This window comes from Kribbella sp. VKM Ac-2566 (genome assembly GCF_004366005.1).
Taxonomy (GTDB): Bacteria; Actinomycetota; Actinomycetes; order Propionibacteriales; family Kribbellaceae; genus Kribbella; species Kribbella pratensis.
In genome coordinates this window covers 233,126-252,326 of sequence record NZ_SODT01000016.1, presented here as the reverse complement: position 1 = coordinate 252,326, position 19,201 = coordinate 233,126, and the positions used below count along the sequence as shown (strand labels likewise).

The 19,201-nt window shown below is 66.1% G+C and carries 16 protein-coding genes and 2 pseudogenes; 11 read left to right on the top strand and 7 right to left on the bottom strand.

The window, feature by feature from the left end; genetic code table 11:
* Positions 1 to 3: 3 nt before the first annotated feature.
* Together EV647_RS40990 and EV647_RS40985 are read left to right on the top strand one after the other, a co-directional pair.
* Entirely contained in the window at positions 4 to 1,059 is a 1,056-nt protein-coding gene (locus EV647_RS40990; protein ID WP_134012975.1) for a glycosidase, read from the top strand.
* Positions 992 to 2,410: a phosphomannomutase/phosphoglucomutase gene (locus EV647_RS40985; RefSeq protein ID WP_370344903.1), complete on the top strand. Its 1,419-nt coding sequence runs from the start codon at positions 992 to 994 to the stop codon at positions 2,408 to 2,410. Before EV647_RS40990 ends, EV647_RS40985 begins: the two co-directional genes overlap by 68 nt.
* Before the next feature lie 128 nt (positions 2,411 to 2,538).
* On the opposite strand, the gene EV647_RS40980 is transcribed toward EV647_RS40985, so the two are convergent.
* Positions 2,539 to 3,390, bottom strand: coding sequence for an alpha/beta fold hydrolase (locus tag EV647_RS40980; protein WP_238177646.1), 852 nt, complete (start codon positions 3,388 to 3,390; stop codon positions 2,539 to 2,541).
* A gap of 274 nt (positions 3,391 to 3,664) precedes the next feature.
* On the opposite strand from EV647_RS40980, the gene EV647_RS40975 reads away from it, so the two are divergent.
* Positions 3,665 to 4,531: a GTP-binding protein LepA gene (locus tag EV647_RS40975; protein WP_238177645.1), complete on the top strand. Its 867-nt coding sequence runs from the start codon at positions 3,665 to 3,667 to the stop codon at positions 4,529 to 4,531.
* Between the two features lie 28 nt (positions 4,532 to 4,559).
* Here EV647_RS40975 and EV647_RS40970 read toward each other — a convergent pair whose 3' ends face one another.
* From EV647_RS40970 to EV647_RS40960, 3 genes are all read right to left on the bottom strand, one after another.
* Positions 4,560 to 7,355: a LuxR family transcriptional regulator gene (locus EV647_RS40970; RefSeq protein WP_134012971.1), complete on the bottom strand. Its 2,796-nt coding sequence runs from the start codon at positions 7,353 to 7,355 to the stop codon at positions 4,560 to 4,562.
* Positions 7,356 to 7,534: 179 nt separating this feature from the next.
* A complete protein-coding gene (locus EV647_RS40965) occupies positions 7,535 to 7,972 on the bottom strand; it encodes a cupin domain-containing protein (protein ID WP_134012969.1) in 438 nt (145 codons plus the stop codon).
* A gap of 144 nt (positions 7,973 to 8,116) precedes the next feature.
* On the bottom strand, positions 8,117 to 10,873 hold the full coding sequence (locus EV647_RS40960) for an AAA family ATPase (RefSeq protein ID WP_134012967.1): 2,757 nt from the start codon (positions 10,871 to 10,873) through the stop codon (positions 8,117 to 8,119).
* A gap of 192 nt (positions 10,874 to 11,065) precedes the next feature.
* Here EV647_RS40960 and EV647_RS40955 point away from each other — a divergent pair, with 192 nt between their 5' ends.
* From EV647_RS40955 to EV647_RS40945, 3 genes are all read left to right on the top strand, one after another.
* Complete coding sequence (locus tag EV647_RS40955; RefSeq protein WP_134012965.1) at positions 11,066 to 12,061, top strand: GlxA family transcriptional regulator; 996 nt, start codon at positions 11,066 to 11,068, stop codon at positions 12,059 to 12,061.
* Between the two features lie 230 nt (positions 12,062 to 12,291).
* Complete coding sequence (locus tag EV647_RS40950) at positions 12,292 to 13,872, top strand: MFS transporter (RefSeq protein WP_134012963.1); 1,581 nt, start codon at positions 12,292 to 12,294, stop codon at positions 13,870 to 13,872.
* Positions 13,873 to 13,934: 62 nt separating this feature from the next.
* Positions 13,935 to 14,378, top strand: coding sequence for an ester cyclase (locus EV647_RS40945; protein WP_134012961.1), 444 nt, complete (start codon positions 13,935 to 13,937; stop codon positions 14,376 to 14,378).
* Positions 14,379 to 14,447: 69 nt separating this feature from the next.
* On the opposite strand, the gene EV647_RS40940 is transcribed toward EV647_RS40945, so the two are convergent.
* Positions 14,448 to 14,906, bottom strand: coding sequence for a MarR family winged helix-turn-helix transcriptional regulator (locus EV647_RS40940; protein ID WP_134012960.1), 459 nt, complete (start codon positions 14,904 to 14,906; stop codon positions 14,448 to 14,450).
* A 114-nt stretch (positions 14,907 to 15,020) separates the two neighbouring features.
* On the opposite strand from EV647_RS40940, the gene EV647_RS40935 reads away from it, so the two are divergent.
* The 3 genes and pseudogenes from EV647_RS40935 to EV647_RS43300 all read left to right on the top strand — a co-directional run.
* Positions 15,021 to 15,284: a hypothetical protein gene (locus EV647_RS40935; RefSeq protein WP_134012958.1), complete on the top strand. Its 264-nt coding sequence runs from the start codon at positions 15,021 to 15,023 to the stop codon at positions 15,282 to 15,284.
* Between the two features lie 811 nt (positions 15,285 to 16,095).
* The gene (locus tag EV647_RS40925) at positions 16,096 to 17,322 is read left to right on the top strand and encodes an MFS transporter (RefSeq protein ID WP_134012956.1); all 1,227 of its coding nucleotides are present in this window, start codon (positions 16,096 to 16,098) and stop codon (positions 17,320 to 17,322) included.
* Positions 17,322 to 17,567, top strand: a pseudogene (locus EV647_RS43300) (GNAT family N-acetyltransferase); the annotation flags it as partial. The gene EV647_RS40925 and the pseudogene EV647_RS43300, both read left to right, overlap by 1 nt.
* Before the next feature lie 32 nt (positions 17,568 to 17,599).
* Here EV647_RS43300 and EV647_RS40915 read toward each other — a convergent pair.
* Complete coding sequence (locus EV647_RS40915; RefSeq protein WP_134012952.1) at positions 17,600 to 18,085, bottom strand: GNAT family N-acetyltransferase; 486 nt, start codon at positions 18,083 to 18,085, stop codon at positions 17,600 to 17,602.
* Positions 18,086 to 18,213: 128 nt separating this feature from the next.
* On the opposite strand from EV647_RS40915, the gene EV647_RS40910 reads away from it, so the two are divergent.
* The gene (locus tag EV647_RS40910) at positions 18,214 to 18,378 is read left to right on the top strand and encodes a GNAT family N-acetyltransferase (protein WP_238177644.1); all 165 of its coding nucleotides are present in this window, start codon (positions 18,214 to 18,216) and stop codon (positions 18,376 to 18,378) included.
* Positions 18,379 to 18,390: 12 nt separating this feature from the next.
* Positions 18,391 to 18,537: pseudogene (locus EV647_RS42400) on the top strand (hypothetical protein); the annotation flags it as partial.
* Here the strand turns inward: EV647_RS42400 and EV647_RS40905 are convergent.
* Entirely contained in the window at positions 18,503 to 19,177 is a 675-nt protein-coding gene (locus EV647_RS40905; RefSeq protein ID WP_202876492.1) for a TetR/AcrR family transcriptional regulator, read from the bottom strand. The pseudogene EV647_RS42400 and the gene EV647_RS40905 overlap by 35 nt on opposite strands.
* Between the last annotated feature and the right edge of the window lie 24 nt (positions 19,178 to 19,201).

Genomic DNA, 19,201 nt, shown 5'->3' with positions numbered 1-19,201 from the left:
GACATGACCTTCCCGTACACCTTGACTCGTGTCGGCGTCCTGATGACTCCCGAGCCCGGCAACGAACTCGAAGCCGAGGGGGTGCTGAACCCGGCCACTGGGCACACTCCGGATCGGAAAGTCCACCTCCTCCCCCGCCTGGTTGCCGCAGGCAACGTATCGCGGGTCGGGCTGGCCAGCATCTCACTGGACGACGGCGTACCTGTCGGAGTCCAGCGGGAGGGAGTCGTCCTCGCGCCCGACGAGGGCTGGGAGCGCGGGGCAAACAACGCCGGCGTCGAGGACCCGCGGGTGACCTTCCTGGCCGCACTCGGTCTCCACGTGATGACCTACGTCGCCTACGGCCCGCTCGGCCCGAAACCGGCGTTGGCCGTGTCGTCGAACCTGCGGGACTGGCGACGCTTGGGACCGTTGCATTTCGAGTACCAACCGTCACTGGACACGGATCTGAACCTGTTCCCCAACAAGGACACGGTGTTCTTCCCGCGGCCGGTGCCCGGTCCGGACGGCGAACCGTCGTACGCGATGCTGCACCGGCCGATGTGGGACCTCGGGTGGTTCCGGGAGGGCGAAGGCGTGCACTTGCCCGCCGGAGTGACCGACCAGCGGCCTGGGATCTGGGTGTCCTTCATACCCGTCGCCGAGGTCGAACGAGATGTCCGCAACCTGGTGCATCTGCGTTATCACCGGCTGGTGGCGATGCCGGAGTACCCGTTCGAGGCGCTGAAGATCGGTGCGGGACCGCCGCCGTTGTGGACGCCGGAGGGATGGCTGGTCATTCATCACGGGGTCACCGGTGGACAACCGAAGGGCTTCGACCCGACGACTCAGGAGGTCACCTACTCGGCCGGCGCACTGCTGCTCGACACCGAGGACGTGACCAAGGTCATCGACAGAACCTCCGAGCCTTTACTCATCCCCGAAACCGAAGAGGAACGGACAGGAACCGTCGCCAACGTCGTGTTCCCGACCGCCATCGAGGAAATCGAGTGTGTCCGCTACGTCTTCTACGGAATGGCCGACGCGAAGATCGGCGTCGCCCGGCTCGAGAAGGTGTGACATGCGAGACCTGAACGATCTGATCAAGGCCTACGACATCCGCGGCATCGTTCCCGATCAGCTCGACGACGACCTTGCCTACCAAGTCGGCGCGGCCTTTGCTTACCACCTCGGCGCAGAACTGATCGCGGTCGGGCACGACATGCGTGTGTCGTCCCCCGCCCTGGCAGCGGCCTTCTGCGCAGGGGTCACTAGCCGCGGCACCGACGTACAAGCCATTGGTTTCGTATCGACCGATCTGCTCTACTTCGCCTCAGGGATGCTCAATGTCCCTGGCGCGATGCTCACCGCGAGCCACAATCCTCCGGCCTACAACGGCATCAAGATGTGCCGGGCCGGAGCGGCACCAGTTGGGCAGGACACCGGTCTTGGCGCGGTCAGGAAGCTGCTCGAGAGCGGTCTGCCCAGGTACGACGGGCCTGTCGGCCTGGTGCGCCGGCAAGACCTACTTCCGGCGTACGCCGAGCACCTCAGCGGCCTGGTTGACCTACGGAGCAGTCGACGCCTCAAGATCGTGGTCGACGCCGGCAACGGAATGGCCGGCCGGACCGTGCCCCGCGTGCTGGATCACCCTGCCTTCGAGATCGTGCCACTGTACTTCGAGCTCGATGGGACCTTCCCCAACCACGAAGCCAATCCGATGAACCCGGCGAACCTCACCGACCTGCGGACCGAGGTCCGCGACCATCAGGCAGACATCGGCCTCGCCTTCGACGGCGACGCCGATCGTTGCTTCGTCGTCGACGAGAAGGGTGAAGCGGTCTCCCCCAACACCATCATCAGCCTGATAGCGACGCGCGAACTCGCCCGCCATCCGGCTGCGGCCATCGTCTACAACGCCATCACCAGCCGCGCGGTCGTGGAGCAGATCACCGCGCACGGTGGCCGACCGATACGCACCCGCGTCGGGCACTCGTTCATCAAGCAGGTCATGGCCGACAACGACGCCGTGTTCGGCGGCGAGCATTCCGGCCACTACTACTTCCGCGACTTCTGGTACGCCGACAGCGGCATGCTCGCGGCATTGCACGTCCTCGAAACCCTCGGACGAACAGATCAACCGCTGTCGGTGCTGACAGCCGAGTTCTCGAAGTACGTCGCCAGTGGCGAAGTCAATCTGACGATCAGCAACATCCCCGCCGCTCTGGCCCGCATCGAAAGCCACTACGTGGCGACCGGCGCCACCGCGGACCATCTGGACGGCCTGACGATTACCCTCTCCGACGGCGCATGGTTCAACCTGCGGCCTTCCAACACCGAACCGCTCTTGCGGCTCAACGTCGAAGCACTCGACTCGACCACGATGACCCGCCTCCGCGATGAGGTCGTCGCACTCCTCAGTTCCCCTTGACAGGTCCGTCGGACGCGCCGACTCGAGCAGTGTCAGCATGTGGTTCGAGATAGCGCGATAGGTCTGCCGGCCTCGCGCACGCCAGGGCATCGAGTCCTGGGAACTCGATGCCCTGGTTCCGCGGACCGCTAACGGACGCTCGACGCGGCCTGCTCGATGACCCGCGTGACGGTCCTGGGTTCGGTGATCAGACCAAGATGCCCGGCGCCGAACTCCGTGACGCTGGAGCCGGCGCGTTTGGCCATGGATCGCTGGACGTCAGGCGGGATGATCTCGTCCTCGGTACCGATCAGGTACCAGGACGGGATTGTCCGCCAGGCCGGCGGACCGGACGGCTCGATACCGGCAGCGAGCGCTGGTGGTCGCTGGGAAGCTGCCACGACTGCCTTCTGATCGGCGCTCAGGCCGGCCGCGAACGACGTGAACACCACCGACTTCTTGAGGTAGAGGTCCGTAGTTGCCGTAGGCGGAAGCGTGGCCGGAACAAAGTCGAACACAGTCGTCGGATCCGGCGCCGAGAGGGCGGAGTCCGGCCCAACCACTCCAAGGGTCGTTTCGCCCTGATCTAGGGCGAACGCGTTGACGTAGACGAGCGCCCTGACATTCGGACTTCCGGTGGCCGCGTTGGTGATCACGGCGCCTCCGTACGAGTGCCCGACCAAGACGATGGGTCCGGTCATGGTGTCCAGGATCGCCCTCAAGTAGGCGGCGTCACTCGTCAATGACCGCAAGGGATTGGCAACCGCCCGCACTGGATACCCGTCGTCCTGGAGCCGCTCCACGACTCGTTGCCAACTGGATGCGTCGGCCCACACCCCATGTACGAGAACGATGGTGGGCTTTTCCACCCGGCTGTCGTGCGCGACAGCACTCAGCGAAGGAGTCAGGCTCGCGAGAATGACGACGACCACGAGCATCGCCGCGGTCACGAATCGCCGGCGGACGTGAAGGGCTACCTGTTGCAAGGGACGGCTCATCATCAATCGGTCCTGTTCCATCCGGAGGTCGACTCCGGCGCGGCCGGGTCGCCGTGGCCGGCTACCGAAGTCGAGTCGAGCGCGAATTCGCCGACTCGTCGCTAAGTCCGGACAGCCACCCGGAGTGTGACAGACCCAGCCTTGTGTCACAGAGCGGCCGCGCGGCCGGTCCTACACACCGAAGCTCGATCCTCGAAAGTCCTGTGAAGGTCCCGTATACGGAGGTGAAGAGGCAATGTCGCGAATGGGTTCCGTTGCCGGACGGATCGCAGTACCCATGCGTGGTTCGCGTGCCGGGCTCCACCGATTCGTCCAGTCATTTGCCGCGGAGCATCCCCCACTGTCGCTCGCAGCAGCCGACCTCACGATCAACGATCCCGAAAGCGTCCGGCGCCAGTACGGCGGAATCTTCAGGTATCTGACCCGGGTCGAGCTCGAGGTAGAGCGCAACGTACTCGAACTGCGTGCGCTCATGCCCGATGCCACCGAAACCGACCGATTCTTCTACGAAGACGTGTGGTCACCGCAGGAGCTGCAACACGGCATCCTCCTCGATGCGGTCCAACGGCGCTTCGGGATGACGCCGGCACCACCCGACGTGGCCGGGGTGAGCGCCCGCATCAGATTGGCCGGGGTGTTGTCGCATCTGCCTGGAATGCTCGCAGTCATCCGACTGCTCTACTACTTGACAGGCGCCGCGACCGAACGGTCCGCGGTGATCGCCTACTCCCGACTGGCCGAGGGACTGCGCACAACAGGCGAGCGCGCGATCTCGGAAACCGTCATCGCACCGATCAAGCGACAAGAGCCGGGTCACTTCGCGTTCTACAGGCTCTCAGCTGAGGTGCTGGTGCACGAGGAAGGGCTCAACGACTGGCAACTCCATCTCGTCCGCATCCTGCGCAAACGGTCGTTCGATCTCGTCGGCGTGAACAACCCACGACAACGCGCGGACTTCGGCGACGTCGCTCGCGCCCTCGATTTCGACAGGGATCTCATCGCGGTCGCCCGGCAGGTGAGTCTGGTCGAACGTGAACTCCTCTGGGCGCAACACCATGGGTTGAAGGTCCCCCGCTACTTCCTGACGGCGTTCCAGGAAGCGATCGCCCTGAGCACGGTCAGGAGCGCAGGACTCGAGATTTGAGCCGACCCGCTTCGCCGCGAGATCCGGTTCAAGCGATGGGCATCACCAGGGCGTCTCTCAGCTGCCGACGGTTGCTCACGTTCAGCTTCGCGAACACCTTCCGCATGTGCCAGTCCACGGTGTGGCGGCTGATGTAGAGCTCGCCTCCGATCTCAGCGTTGGTGCGTCCGTCGGCGGCGAGACGGGCGATGTGCAACTCCTGTGCAGTGAGCTCCAACTGCGTGTCGACCGATCGCCTGTGCACCTTCTCGCCAGTGGCGGCAAGTTCGCGTCGAGCCCTTTCGGCGAACGCCTCCACACCCATCGCCGCAAATGAGGCATGCGCCTCATGAAGGACCGCACGTGCATCCACACGACGGCCCGCTCGGCGCAGCCACTCGCCGTACAGCAGATGGGCTCGTGCCAACTCGACGCGTACGCCGGTGCGGCCCAGCCGGTGGATCGCCTCTGCGTAGAGATTCTCAGCTTGGTCGCCGTCGCTGATCTGTGCCCTGGATCGTGCCGCTTCGCCGAGCGACCAATCCGTTCCGCAAGCCCGGGCTGTCTCAGAGAGTAAGTCAGCGGCGGCCGCAGCAGTGGTGAGATCACCGGAACGCGCGGCCGCCTCCACCAGCTCGACGAGCGCCCAACTGCCGGGCTGCGTTTCCACCGGAAGCAGCGATACCTGCCCATCCTCGGAGTTTCCGAAGATCTCGTGACAGTGCGAGAGCGCGCCTGCGTAGTCGCCGTTGCCGTTGCACAGCATCGCGTTTGTCCAATGACTGATTGCGAGCACCAGTCCCTCGCCGCGCGCACGAGCGTTCTCGGCCGCCGCCTCGATCACCGGCGCGGCGTCTTCCTGATTCCCGCGGAACGCGGCCATACCCATGGCGCCATAAGGGTTCAGTGGGATTCCAGCGACGTCGGCCAGTGCTTCTGCCTCATCGAGCAGAGCAGCGGCGCCGACCAGATCTCCGCTGAAGAGATGCGGATAGACCACACTGTTCAGTGCAAATTGCAAAGCGATCAAGGCACCGGATTCCCGGGCGAGCTTGAGATGACGACTGGCCAACGCAGTCCACGCGACGTCATCCCATAGATCGGCGGCGACGACGCCGGCGAGCACGATGAATCGAAGCCCTTCGTCCACGGGCAGGTCGTCAGTCTCGAAAGCCTCAACGGCTCTTCTCATCACCGGCGCGGCGGCAACGAGACCGTCCTCGTGCAGCACGGCCATGCTCTTCAGCAGCAGATCGCTTCGACGCGGGTGTGCCAGAACCGGTGCGCTGCGGGCCGCCCTCGCGACCTCCAGGGCTCCGGGCTCACCCGACAACCGTCCGGCGAAAAGGGAGGCTTCGAGAGCTCCCACATAGGTATCGAGCGCAAGCTCGAGATCCAACGGCTCCAGCCGCCGAGCCGCGGCGAGCAGCAGAGGAAGAGCCTCACTTCCGCGGTTCGAGGCGAATCCGATCTGTGCCCGGACCACTTCGGCCCGAGCGCGTTGCTGCTCAGTCATAACCTCGAATTCGGCTTCTGTCAGAATGCGGAGCGCATCGCCGAGCGCTCCTGCGTGCACCATGGTCTGGGCCGCGTTGATCGCGCGGTCGGCGCGCAGGATCCCGGCGGGGGTCAGCGCGGCCGCTCGTTCCAGAAACGCCCCGGCCGCGGCAAGCCCTCCCTGGCCGACGGCCCGACCAGCCGACAGCTCCAACTCGGCGGCAACCGTCTCGTCCGGACCGGTTGTCGCATGCGCACGGTGCCAAGCCCGCCGATCCGGGTCCCGGAGTGGGTCTGTAACGTCTGCAAGCGCTTGGTGTACAGCCTTCAGATCCGCCACCTCGGCCGAGCGATAGACCGCCGAGCGCACCAGCGGGTGACGGAACCTCACGGAGCCCCGAAGGCCAATGAGTCCAGAGTCCTCGGCCGGGACAGCAGCGTCCATTCCGAGGCCGAGCCGCTCGGCCGCCGCTCGCAGCAGTTGGCCATCACCAAGCGGCTCGGCCGCTGCGATCAGCAGGAGGTGCCGAGTCTGCGGTGGGAGCGCGTCAAGCTGACGGCGGAAGCCTTCCTCCAGCCTGCGAGTGAACGCCGTGGCCGGCGTCAGTTCCGGACCGAATGTCAGTTCTGTCGCCGAGTACCACCTGGGCAACTCCAGAAGCGCCAACGGATTCCCTCGGGACTCTGCCAAGATCCGCCCGCGCACACGGTCGTCCAGCGGAGTCCTCACCGCCGATTCCAGCATCGCTGCGGCGTCGGTCTCGCTCAGGCCATTGATCGCCAACTGCGGCAACCCCGCCCACATCTGGTCGCCTCCTGTTCGGGCCGCGAACACCATGACGACAGGCTCGGCGGCCAGTCGACGGGCCACGAAGGCGAGATTCTGGGCAGAGGCGTGGTCGAGCCACTGTGCATCATCGACCAGGCAAACCACGGGCTGATCACCGGCGTGTTCCGAGAGCAGGGTCAACACCGCCAGCCCGATCAAGAATCGGTCCGGCGGCTTTCCAGCGCGGATCCCGAACGCTGTCTCGAGGGCCTCCGCCTGCGGCGTCGGCAGCCGCTCAAGACCGTCGAGAAGGGGGTTGCACAGCTGATGAACCCCGGCGAACGGAAGCTCCATCTCAGACTCGACGCCGGCCGCGCGGAGGATCCGGCAGTCGGACGCGGTGTCGACGAGGTAGTCCAGCAGCGCCGTCTTGCCGATCCCGGCCTCACCTTGCACAACGAGCACGGCACTGCGACCTGAGCGCGCCGATCGGATCAGCTCGAGGAGTGTCTCGCACTCTTCGTGTCGCCCGCGCAACCAGCGCGGAGGGCGGGCCCCGGGATGCAAGACTGCCTCCATCAGCGTTGAGAGATGCAGCCGGCCGGCCCCAGAACGAACGGCCCATACCTCACCGAGATTCTCACTCCCCCAGCGACCTGGCAAGCCCCGACGTCAACGGGACAACGGAACGCCGACCGTCATCTGATCAAGGACCGCCACGATCATCGCGTTCGCAGCGGCGGCGGCCCCAACCGTGGTCAAGAACCACGAGGAGCGCGACGCGCCTCGCGCTCAGCGAGCTCGCTCTCGAGCACCAGCGCCAACATCGGTGCGCCGGGTACACACAGCATCGTGACGATGAAGCGAACCGGTATGTCACGGCGGTGATTTGCGTCCTGGTAATGGATGACGTCCCCACCAGGCTCCCAGAACGCCTCTCCCGCGTGGATGACCCGCTCGGGCAGACCTTCGAGTTCGAACAGCAACTCGCCCCCGAGCACGTAGCCGAACACGGGGCCTGCATGCCGGTGAGGCGGCGCTCCGGCGCCGCCCGGCGGGTACTCGACGACAGCGGTCGTCACATGCGCGTTCGCCGGGACAAACGCCGGCGCGACCTCCTGTAACACAGTGAGCGCGGAGCGCCACTGTGCCGACGTGGCTTCTGGTACGTCGCCGCTGAAATCGGTACTGGGCATGGAACTCCTGGATGCCTCGATCTCGATGCGGGGTGTTCCGTAAGGCGGCTGGTGGCATCCCCGACCCGCGGGCGGTGTCATCAACTAAGACCAGGTAGCCCCACAAGATGTGACACATTCCCGGCAAAACGTCGTACCGCCTCGCTAGGTCAGAGTCTCCGTACCCAGGGCAAGCCGGGTGGCGATCTCTTTGCGAGAAGCGATGCCAAGCTTCGAGTACACCTTGCGGAGGTGCCAATCCACGGTGTGCGGGCTCAGGAACAATCTGGCGCCGATCTCAGGATTCGTGAGCCCGTCGCCGGCAAGCTGAGCGATCTGCGCCTCCTGGGCAGTGAGGGCGGAGCGACTCGCGACATTGCGTTCACGTACCTTCGCCCCCGTGCCCCGGAGCGCGCGACGTGCGCGTTCGGCGAACCCGCCGGCGCCGAACTGGGTCAACATCTCATGAGCGCGCGTGAGTTGCACCCGAGCGTCCACGCGGCGGTTCTTCCGTTGCAGCCACTCGCCGTACAAGAGGTGCGTACGGGCCAGAGTCACGCGAACTCGGGTCTGGGCGAGCCGATCGATTGCCTCTCGATAGAGGTCCTCGGCAGCGATGCCGTCGCTCAGGAGAGCACGCGAGTACGCCTCCACGCCGAGCGCCCAGTCGGTATTGCTTGCCCGGGCTGCCTCCGACAGCTGCTCGAGCGCATCGCCCGCGACCTCAGGAGCGCCGCTGTGCGCAGCGGCCTCGATCAGCTCTGCCAAGGCCCATCGCGGCGCGCCGAATTCCTCCTGGTATCGGGCCGCGGCCCGGGCCGCACTCAACGCTTCCTCGTACCGGGCAAGGCCGTTGCACAGGACCGCGTGGTGACAGTTTGCGACCGTGACCCCGAGCCCCTGTCCGTGCAACGTGCCCTGGTTCACGGTGGCATCGATCAGCGCGGCTGCCTCGCGTTCGCGACCTCGAACGGCGGCCAGCGCCAGAGCTCCGAACGGCGGTTGGATTGTTCCGGTCGCCGTACTCACCGTTCGGACCTCATCGACCACCGCCGCCGCAGTCGCCAGCTCACCGGCGAAAACATGCACAACCGCGGACGAGTCGAGGGCCAGAGGAAGCTCGCTGAACGCGCCAGCGCGACGGATGATGGCCACGTGTCGAGTCGTGACCATCTGCCAGCGCTCGAGATCCCAAAGATCTGCCGCAATGACCCCGGCGAGCAAGAGCCAGCGCAGCAACTCCTGGGTCGGCAAGTCACCGGTACAGAACGACGTGAGAACCCGTTCGATCATCGGTATCGAGGCTGTGTAGCCATCCGTGAGACGCACGGCCAACGCATCCAGCAGCTCGTCGGTGGCGCGCGGCAACTGCGACGGCGGCGCACCGCGTGCAGCCGTCGCCACCTCCCGCCCACCTGGGTTCCGCGCAAGGTGACCGGAGAAGATCACCGCTGAGACCGCTTCCAAATAGGTGTCACGGGCGAGCACTACGTCGAGTTGCTCGAGCCTACGAGCTGCTGCGAGCAGCAACGGAGGAGCTTCCATGCCGCGGCCTTGCGCAAAAGCAAGTCCGGCACGCAGGACATCGATCCGAGCGCGCGTGAGCTCGTCGGGCGCCTCTGCGCTCGCCGTCGCAAGGAGATCGGCCGCTGATCCGAACGACCCGGCTTGGAACTTCGCTTGTGCAGCTTCCAGCGCACGCTTCGAACGCTGGCCAGGATCTTGCGTCAGCTCTGACGCGCGCTCGAGTAACGCGGCGACCGCCACAATGCCACCCCGCGCCCGTGCCCGTACTGCGGAGCGCTCGAGCTCCGCTGCGACGTCCTCATCAGGACCGGTGGCGGCTTGCGCACGATGCCAGGCCTGGCGATCGGGATCGATGTCAGGATCGATCGATTCCGCCAACGCCCGATGCGCGGTCCGGCGGTCCTTCGAAGATGCGACGCGGTACGCCGCCGAGCGAACCAGCGGATGCCGGAACCGCACCCGTGAGTCGAGAGTCATCAGTTCCGAGGCGTTCGTGGCCGCGGCGTCCACATCAACCCCCAGACGCTCGGCTGCCCGGCGCAACAACTCGACGTTACCCACCGGTTCGGCGGCGGCGACGAACATGAGAGATCGAGTCTGGGGAGGAAGCGATTCGATCCGGCGGACGAACTCCCGCTCGATCTGCGTCGACAGTTGCCCGGCCTCCGCATCGGCGAAGCGGCCGGCCAGTTCCGTCGTGGCCCATCTGCGCGGCAGTTCGAGTAGAGCCAGCGGATTGCCTCCCGCCTCAGCGATGATGCGGTTACGCACCCACTGGTCCAGCGGATCGGTGACGGCCGCGTCCAGAAGTGCTCGGGAGTCGCGCTCGGGCAGCCCCCGCACCGGCAACTCCGGGAGACCCGCGAGCATTTCGTACGACGTGGGTTCACGGACTGCGAAGACGAGCGCGACCGACTCCGCGAGGAGCCTGCGGCCGACGAACCCCAACGTCAGTGCGGATGCATGATCCAGCCACTGCGCATCATCGACCACACAGACCAGCGGCTGGTTCCCTCCTGCATCCGCGAGCAGGCTCAGAGTGGCTAGGCCGACAAGGAACCGGTCCGGCGCAATCCCTGCGCGGAGGCCGAACGCCGCACCGAGCGCGTCTCGTTGTGGCCCCGGAAGGTGGTCCAAACCAGCGAGCAGCGAAGAACAGAGCTGGTGCAGTCCTGCATATGACAGCTCCATCTCCGACTGAATGCCGGCAACCCTCACAATCCGGCATCCGGCAGAAGCCTCCATCAGATAATTCAGCAGTTCGGTCTTGCCGATCCCCGCCTCGCCACGCAGAACCAAGGCCGCGCTGCGCCCAGCCCTGACGCCTCCCAGGAGGTCATCCAGGACCCGACACTCATCTCGCCGCCCAACCAGTCCGGCCCCCGCAGGTGCCACCGATCGAGAGTACTGCGAGCCAAGCCGACACGTCTTCGGTTCCGGCCACGATGCATCAGGTCAATGCCACCGACTCACCGCGCACAACGTCGTGACCTCCGGACGATCGCCTGAGCGTCGCTCGACATCGGTGGCCGAAATGGTGGGGCATCGGTCCTGGCGGCCAGACTGCGACATCGACAAGATCGAGGCATGTCAGGTACACGCCATGTGCTGGTGCTGGTGGTCGACGGGGTTCACTCGTTGAACGTGTTTGGCCCGCTCGAGGTGTTTCATGGTGCGTCCATCGAGGTGCCCGGGGCGTATGACGTGCTCTTGGTCGGCCCGAGCGATGGAGGAATCGTCCGAACGGACACGGGGGTCCCGCTGGGCGTCGCTCCGCTGCCTGAACCGCCGCCGCGGCATGACACGCTAGTGATTGCGGGCGCTGCGGGTATGGTCGCGGGCGTCGTCGATCCGGAGGTCGTCGACTGGGTTGCCCGAGCCTCCCGGCGCGCGCGCCGGACCGTGTCGGTTTGCACCGGCGCCTTCGTGTTGGCGTCTGCGGGTGTGCTTGATGACCGGCCGGCGGTTACTCATTGGGAGTATTGCGCGGAGCTTCAACGTCGCTTTGAGGACGTGCGAGTTGATGCCGACCCGGTGTTCATCAACGACGGCGACGTGTGGACGTCGGCCGGAAGTACGGCGGGCATCGACCTCTCGCTGGCGTTGGTGGAGCAGGACTTGGGGCCGAGGGTCGCGGTTGCGACGGCGCGCCGGCTGGTGATGTTTCTCAAGCGGCCCGGCGGCCAGTCGCAGTTCAGTCGCGCTCTGTCGGCCCAGCAGGCGGCGCGGAACGAGTTGCGGGATTTACAGGCCTGGATCACCGGTCACCTCGACGGCCACCTCACCGTCCCGGTACTCGCCGAACGCGCGGCGATGAGTGAGCGCTCGTTCACGAGAGCCTTTCAGCGTGAGATCGGGCAGAGTCCGGCGGCGTACATCGAAGATCTGCGGATCGAGCGCGCGAGGGATCTTCTCGAGGACGGTGCACACTCACTCGACCTGGTTGCGCACGCGGTTGGCTTCGCCAGCCAGGAGGTGCTGCGCCGCGCCTTCCAGCGTCGCTTGGGTGTCTCACCTTCCGCCTACCGAGACCGCTTCGGCGCTCATGGTCTGTCGGATGCCAGCGACCGCTTTCCGCCGTAGCGGCGGCTGTACCCCTCGGTAGTAGCCAGGGGGCCACGCGGCGTTTCGGCGCCGCAGAGAACCAACCCGGCCTGTGTCGCCTGCCGGCACGAGTCGTACTGCAGCGAGTCACGTGTGGCCGGTTGCTGCCGAAATCGTCCCCAGCGCACCGCTGGTACCTCGTCCGGGAGCAGATTCCCTCTGTCCGGATGCACGTTCCGTCATGTCTTGCCTGTGGCCGAGGAGTTTCGATGAATGCTGAGGGTGCTCGTCCCCGAGCGGGGCGGCGCGAATGGGCAGGTCTGGCCGTGTTGTCGCTGCCCGCGCTGCTGATCGCGATGGACGCCAGTGTGCTCAACCTTGCCGTCCCGGCACTGAGCCGGGACATGCGGCCCAGCAGCGTCGAAGTGCTCTGGATCCTCGACGCGTACACGTTCATGGTGGCCGGTTTCCTTGTCACGATGGGAGCTCTCGGCGATCGGATCGGCCGTAGGCGCCTACTCACGATCGGCGCGACGGGCTTCGGAACGGCTTCACTGCTCGCGGCCTACTCCGGGAATCCACAGACGCTGATCCTGGCCCGCCTGCTGCTCGGCGTGGCCGGTGCGACCCTCGCGCCGTCCACCTTGGCCCTGATCAGAAACATGTTTCAGGACTCGCAGCAGCGGGCCCTGGCGATCGGAGTGTGGGCGGCGAGCCTTTCCGCGGGCGGTGCGATCGGGCCCGTCGTCGGCGGTGCGATCCTTCAGTCCTTCTGGTGGGGCGCAGTATTTCTGCCCGCCGTGCCAGTCATGGCCCTACTGCTCCTGACGGCACCACGCCTCATTCCCGAATACCGGGATCAGCACGGTCCACAGCTGAACGTGCTCAGCGTGGCGATCTCACTTGCCGCGGTGCTGCCTGTCGTTTACGGACTCAAGCAGGTCGCGCAGGACGGGGGAAGTTGGCCCGCTGCGGTTGCGATCCTCGTCGGAGTGCTGATGGGCGTGGCGTTCCTCCGACGCCAGCGCACGCTGAAGGACCCGCTGCTCGACACCAAGATGCTTCGCATGCCCGCTGTGAGCCTGTCGTTGTTCGCGAACTTGATCGGGTTCCTGGTGTTGTTCGGGATCTCCCTGTTCGCCGCGCAGTACCTCCAGCTCGTCCTAGGTATCGACGCGCTCCAGGCCGGACTCTGGATGCTTCCGCTGTTCGCCGGATTCATCGTGGGCTCGCTACTCACGCCGTTGGCCAGGCGCCGCATCCGCGCGACCCCGCTCATGATCACTGGACTACTTGTCGCCACGGCAGGCTTCGCCGTGCTGACCCGGGTCGGCACAGACCGTGGTCTCGTCGTACTCGCTCTCGGCTCGGCGCTGCTGTCGGTGGGACTGGCGCCGGTGTTCACGCTCGTCACCACCATCGCGGTCGAATCGGTGCCGCCAAGCCGGGCAGGCTCGGCCGCGGCCATGTCCGAAACCAGCACCGAACTCGGTGCCGCGCTCGGTGTCGCCCTACTCGGGTCGGTCGGAACGGCCGTCTATCGGGCACACGTTTCCGCGGCAGCGCCGGCGGGCCTTCCGGCGAAGGTCTCGGCCGCGGCACACGACAGCCTCGGTGCCGCACTGGACGCAGCCCAAAACCTTCCCGGCGACACAGGCGCAGCGTTGGCAGACGCGGTACGAGCGGCGCTCGTCGATGCCCTGCACGCCGTATCGCTGGTCAGTGCCATCGCGCTACTCGTGCTCGCCTTCGTCGTCGGTGTGCTACTGCGGCCGCCGCGAGAAGTCGACGACATCGACCCCTGCGGGACCGCTGAAGCAGACCTCGCCGCGCCCGCAGACATCGACTGATCAACCGAAATCCGGGCGTCCCGTCCGGGGAATCGGAAACCACCCGATCGAAAGGAACCGCCATGACCATGCCCGCAGCCACCGACAGCGCCGCAGAGATCCTGCAGCGAAACATCACCGCGCTCAACAACCGCGACCTCGAGACCTACCTCAGCAACCAGCACCCCGATGTCACCATCACGCTCCCGGGCGGGGTGCAAGTCCACGGCCGCGATCAGGTTCGAGCGTCCACGCAGGTGATGTTCGCCGCGTTCCCCGACGGCAAGCTCCAGTTCGGCGAACAGGTTCTCGCGGACGACGCTGCCGCAACCGAGGTCGTGTTCACCGGCACGCACACCGGCCCGCTGGCGACGCCTGCCGGCGAGGTCCCGCCGACAGGTCGGGCGGTCCGCACCACAACAGTCTCCATGCTCCGCTTCCGCGACGGGATGATCCTCACCGAGCGAGTGATCGGTGACGAACTCGAACTGGCACGGCAACTCGGGCTCAGCACGCCCAACGCCTGAGCAGATCGATCGCCTACGGCGCCGGTGGAGCGATCGGCTCCGCGACCGCCCACGCCGACCGGTCGAGGCCTAGCCGCCGTCCGTAGCTGCGGCGATGACCCTGGTCAGCCGGTCGTGCAGGTCCATCAGCTCGTCGACGTCCATGCCGAGGCGTTCGACGACCGCCGGCGGCACCTCCAAAGCTTTGTCACGCAGCGCCCGACCTTCTTCGGTCAGAACAACCGCCAGCGAACGCTCGTCCGACGCTGAACGGTCGCGACGCAGAAGACCGGAGGCTTCGAGGCGCTTGAGCAACGGCGAAAGCGTCGCCGGCTCGAGCTGAAGCATTCCGGACAGATCCTTCACCGAAACCGGCTCGAACTCCCACAGCGCCAACATCACCAGGTACTGCGGATGCGTCAGGCCCATCGGCTCGAGAACCGGGCGGTACAGCGCGATGACCGTTCGCGCGGCCACCGCCAGGGCGAAACAGACCTGGTTCTCGAGCGCCAGCGGGTTGTCCGCGGGCGTGATCTTCGTCGCTGCCATGCCAGGAGCGTACCAACCGTATGTAGACTAATAGTTAGTACACTAACTATTGGAGACATGATGGACCAGGCCACCGAACGCCGCCCGATACGACGCCGACGCACTCCTCGCCCGATGAACATCGAGACCGTCCAGCGCTGGGTCGTCTCCGCGGTCCTCTTCCACGTCGGCACCGTGCCCGCCGTGACGCTGGCCGTCTACAGCATCGGGGTCGCGGCCACCGATTTCGGTCGCGGCGTCGGCCTGTGGCTGATGTCCGGGGTGATCGGCGTCCTCACCGCCGCAGGCATCCTCGCCATCTTCCGCCGCAACCCGCTCTCCCCCTGGCTCCTCCTCGGCATCCTCCCAACCGCCGCCACCGGCTTCTACATCTTCTGACCCACCTGAGTGCTCACCCACTGAAGCCAGCGCCGCTGGCAATGGACGGGTCTCCACTGACGAGGCCATCCTGGTGCCGCCACGGCCGACATCGCCCTGCACGAGAACAATCCTGGACACTGCGACAGCGGATCGAGGACCTTCACGACTGGCCCAGCAGTTTCGCAGCCGTCGGGATCGGGCCCTGGATGTGCACTGTCACAACTTCAATGCGCACGACCTGCCGGTGCGGGGTTTGTCCGGCACGTGGCGAACGTCCTGGAGAGCGATGGTCAGGTGCCCGGTGCGATCGCACAGGCTGACACGCAGACTCAACTGCCCTCGCGCTTCTGATATGCGTCCGTGTACAGCTTCCTGTTCGGTGCCGTCGGCAAGCATCGTGTACGTGCTGCGACCGTGGATCAACGCTACATCGCCGAGGATGCGGACCTTGACGTCATGGACGGTCGAAGACTTCGTCGTACAGACTCCGGGCGTCGTTGAAGGTCCGCGGCTTGGCGATGTACATCGCTGGCCTGATCGGCCTCGACGTAGGCGACGTTCAGTCGTTCGAGGGTCGCAAGGTCCTCGGCCGGCCGAATGGTGTCGCTCATTTCCTGCCCCTTCTGTGTCCGGTCCGCTAGTGGTCACAGGTGTGTCGGGCAAACCATGAGTTTTCGGTCCGGCAGGACGTCTTACCGACACGCACGACTCGTTCCTGCGCCACTGCAGGTAAGACACCACGACGGGATCGACGCTGATCAGAGGTACGAGGACGCCATGGCGGCACTGCGTGGCGCGGGGCGATCGACCTGGAGAGAGGCACAGCTCGATGCACGACGTGGCACCGGTAATCAATCTGCACCGCCGGGACGGGACGCTCACGCCGGCGTTCGTCTCCGCGGTGATCGCCGTGGTGGCGACGTTCTCCGCGGTAGGGTCGACGATCCCGCTGTTCAACATCTACCGCGCCGAGGAAGGATTCACCAACGCCGACATCTCGCTGACCGTCGTCGCCTACTCCGCCGCGACTCTCAGCACCCTGCTCGTCCTGGGACGACTGTCCAATTACGTGGGCCGACGGCCGCTCGCGATCGCCGGCCTCGGACTGCTCGTACTGGCTTGCCTACTGCTCCTGAACGTGCACGACATCGGCATTCTGATTGCCGGCAGGCTCCTGATGGGCCTCGGCGCCGGGCTGGGAAGCAGCACTCTCACCGCCTACATCGTCGACGCTGCGCCGACCCGGCCGGCCTGGCTGGCCTCCGTTGCTTCCAGCCAGACAGTCATGCTCGGTCTGGCCGTCGGGGCCATCGCGTCCGGTGCCTTGGTGCAGTTCGGGCCGTGGCCACGTGACCTCATCTACCTGGTAGTCATCGGCCTGCTTCTGGTGTCCGCCGGGCTCGTCGCGATCAGCCCGGAGACCGTGACCTCAGCGCCGGGCGGTTGGCGATCACTGCGCCCGAGCGTTCGCCTACCGGTCCGTGTCAGGCATCTGCTGCCCGTCGCGGCCGCCGTGTTCCTGGCCACCTGGGCGACCGGCGCCTTCTACCAGGCCTTCGTGCCCGCACTGGTCGAGGACCAACTACACACCGCCAATTCACTCATCCTCGGCCTGGTGTTCGCTGGCTACATGGGCCCCAGCGCGCTGGGCGCTCCCCTCGGCGGCCGATTCTCACCGGCAGCAGCGCAACGCCTCGGCATGATCACCTTCCTGGTCGGGTGGATCGGCATCATCATGGCGATCGCCACCGGAACACTGCTGCTGTTCATCGCCGCAACCGTCATCGGAGGCGCCGGTCAAGGCATCGCCATCAGCGCGGCCACCCGGGGTCTGCTGTACGGCAGCACCCTGTCCGACCGAGCACCGATCTTTGCGGTGGTGTATCTGCTCAGCTACAGCGGCGCGACCGTTCCCAGCCTCATCTCCGCCCGGCTCTCCGGCATCTTCTCCGTGCCAACCATTTCCCTCGGGTACGGCGGGCTCGCCCTCGTCGCCACGCTGTTCACCGTCTTCGCCGCACGTGACCCGCAACCATGGCGTGAAAGGCTGAGTTGATGAGCAACGAAGCACAGGCATCGGCGGCCGAGGAGCTGATCGACAACACCGAGCAAGGCCGCTTCGAGCTCTACCGAGGCCCAACCGGGTACGCCCTCCGGCACACCGAAGTCGAACCGACTCATCAGCACCAGGGAGTGGCCGGCGCCATGCTACGGCGAGTGCTCGACGAGGTCCGCACCCGCGAGGCCACGATCACCGCAATCTGCCCCTTCGTGGCCGACTACCTCTCGCGTACGACGACGTACGCCGATCTGCTCGACCCGAAGCACCAGGGCTACCCCGACCGCGCCACCGCCGAAGCAGCGCAGGCGAAAGCCGCCCGCCAAAAGCTGACGCCGACTCCACTCACCCGAGTTCGGCCGCACGGAGGCGGTAGATCTACTGTTGCGAATGCCCAGCGCATCAAGGCCTGGCTCGCCTCGGTCGCGAACCCCCGGCCCCACACTGCCGGTGCGAGCTGACAGCCGATCTCGAAGTCTTCTTCGTACGGCGGCAACAGGCCGATCATCAGGCCGCCGACCACTGCGTCGTCGGCCTTGGTGACGATCGCCCATCGCCCAGCGGGTACGACGAGACTCTTACCGGCCTCGATCCACGCACCGAGCAACAGGCGCATGGTCGCCTTGTTCGGTACCCGTCCCACCTCGGGCGCCAGCCACCGCGCCACTTCCCTGGATCCGAAGATCTCCAGGGCTGCCGTCGCGTCTGCTTCTGTCCAGTCCCGAATCGCGAGCCGCTCGCTGTCAGCGATCACTGCCATCTTCCCCATCCTGTCGTCCGAGACATTCCGCGCTCCAGCCGTCCAAGGACGGCCGTCCAATGACCTGGCAGGCCAGTCTGCCCACTGAAGCATTCGAGGCAGGCTGGCTTGCTCCTATCGCGGACCTGATGACGATCGGCAGCGCGCCGACAGTGAGCGTGGTCCACCATCCCGACGACGAGTACTACGAGCTGCTCGTCGACGGTGAGCAGGCCGGACTCCTCGTGTACCACGTGATCGGCTCTCGGCTGTCGATCACCCACACCGTGATCGAACCGGCCTACCGCGGCTGAGGACTTTCATGGACGCTGGTGGGCCGCGCACTCGACGACATCCGCACGCGATCCGTCGCGGTGTCCAGCTACTGCCCGGTTGTCGACCGGTTCGTCCAGAAGAACCCGCAGTACCGCGACTTCCTCAGCGCGGCTCGGGCCGCCCACCAGACGTCCTGACGGGCTGTTCGGTGGGCGTCGTGGCATGCGCGCGGACTGAGTCCATTGCCAGTGTGAGCGCGACCTCCATCGGTGCGGGGTCACGAGCCGCCTGGGCGAGGACATACCCGCCTTGAAGCGCCGCCATGATGCCGGTCGCCAGCTTCCGCGGGTCGGCGTCCAAGGTCAGTGTGCCGTTGGTCTTCATCCGCTCGAGCGCATCGGTCAGCAGGGAGATCCAGGACGTCAGGTGCGCCTCGAGATCGATACGGGCGGCTTCGTCATGGTCGGAGAGCTCGGTCGACAGCGCACCCAGTTCGCAGCCCAACGCGCCACGGCGAGCTGTGACTCGCTGGAGGATGGCCCGGCACCAGCGTTCGAGGCCACTGAACGAGTCGACCCTGCGGAAGTACTGCTCCTCGCGCTCGAGGACCCGGCTGCCGCGCAGCGCGATCACCGCCTGGACCAAGGCGGACTTGTCGCTGAAGTGCCGGTAGAACTGTGACTTGCTCGTCCCGCTCGCCGCCGTCACGTCGTCGAGCGTGGTCGCGGCCGCGCCCTTGAGGGCTATCAGCTCATCGGCAGCGGCAACGATCCGGTCTCTGGTGGCCGCGCCGCGGGCGGTCAGGCGGCGAGCGAGCTCGTCCACGGTCTCGGGCACATGACGAGCTTATCGGGACGGGCC

Excerpts from the sequence above, each read along its gene's own strand:
- EV647_RS40940 (WP_134012960.1), bottom strand. The coding sequence starts at position 14,906 with ATGGCAGCGACGAAGATCACGCCCGCGGACAACCCGCTGGCGCTCGAG.
- EV647_RS40980 (WP_238177646.1), bottom strand. The coding sequence starts at position 3,390 with ATGATGAGCCGTCCCTTGCAACAGGTAGCCCTTCACGTCCGCCGGCGA.
- EV647_RS40935 (WP_134012958.1), top strand. The coding sequence starts at position 15,021 with ATGAACATCGAGACCGTCCAGCGCTGGGTCGTCTCCGCGGTCCTCTTC.
- EV647_RS40925 (WP_134012956.1), top strand. The coding sequence starts at position 16,096 with ATGCACGACGTGGCACCGGTAATCAATCTGCACCGCCGGGACGGGACG.
- EV647_RS40975 (WP_238177645.1), top strand. The coding sequence starts at position 3,665 with ATGCGTGGTTCGCGTGCCGGGCTCCACCGATTCGTCCAGTCATTTGCC.
- EV647_RS40915 (WP_134012952.1), bottom strand. The coding sequence starts at position 18,085 with ATGGCAGTGATCGCTGACAGCGAGCGGCTCGCGATTCGGGACTGGACA.
- EV647_RS40945 (WP_134012961.1), top strand. The coding sequence starts at position 13,935 with ATGACCATGCCCGCAGCCACCGACAGCGCCGCAGAGATCCTGCAGCGA.
- EV647_RS40990 (WP_134012975.1), top strand. The coding sequence starts at position 4 with ATGACCTTCCCGTACACCTTGACTCGTGTCGGCGTCCTGATGACTCCC.
- EV647_RS40970 (WP_134012971.1), bottom strand. The coding sequence starts at position 7,355 with ATGGAGGCAGTCTTGCATCCCGGGGCCCGCCCTCCGCGCTGGTTGCGC.
- EV647_RS40910 (WP_238177644.1), top strand. The coding sequence starts at position 18,214 with ATGACGATCGGCAGCGCGCCGACAGTGAGCGTGGTCCACCATCCCGAC.
- EV647_RS40955 (WP_134012965.1), top strand. The coding sequence starts at position 11,066 with ATGTCAGGTACACGCCATGTGCTGGTGCTGGTGGTCGACGGGGTTCAC.
- EV647_RS40965 (WP_134012969.1), bottom strand. The coding sequence starts at position 7,972 with ATGCCCAGTACCGATTTCAGCGGCGACGTACCAGAAGCCACGTCGGCA.
- EV647_RS40950 (WP_134012963.1), top strand. The coding sequence starts at position 12,292 with ATGAATGCTGAGGGTGCTCGTCCCCGAGCGGGGCGGCGCGAATGGGCA.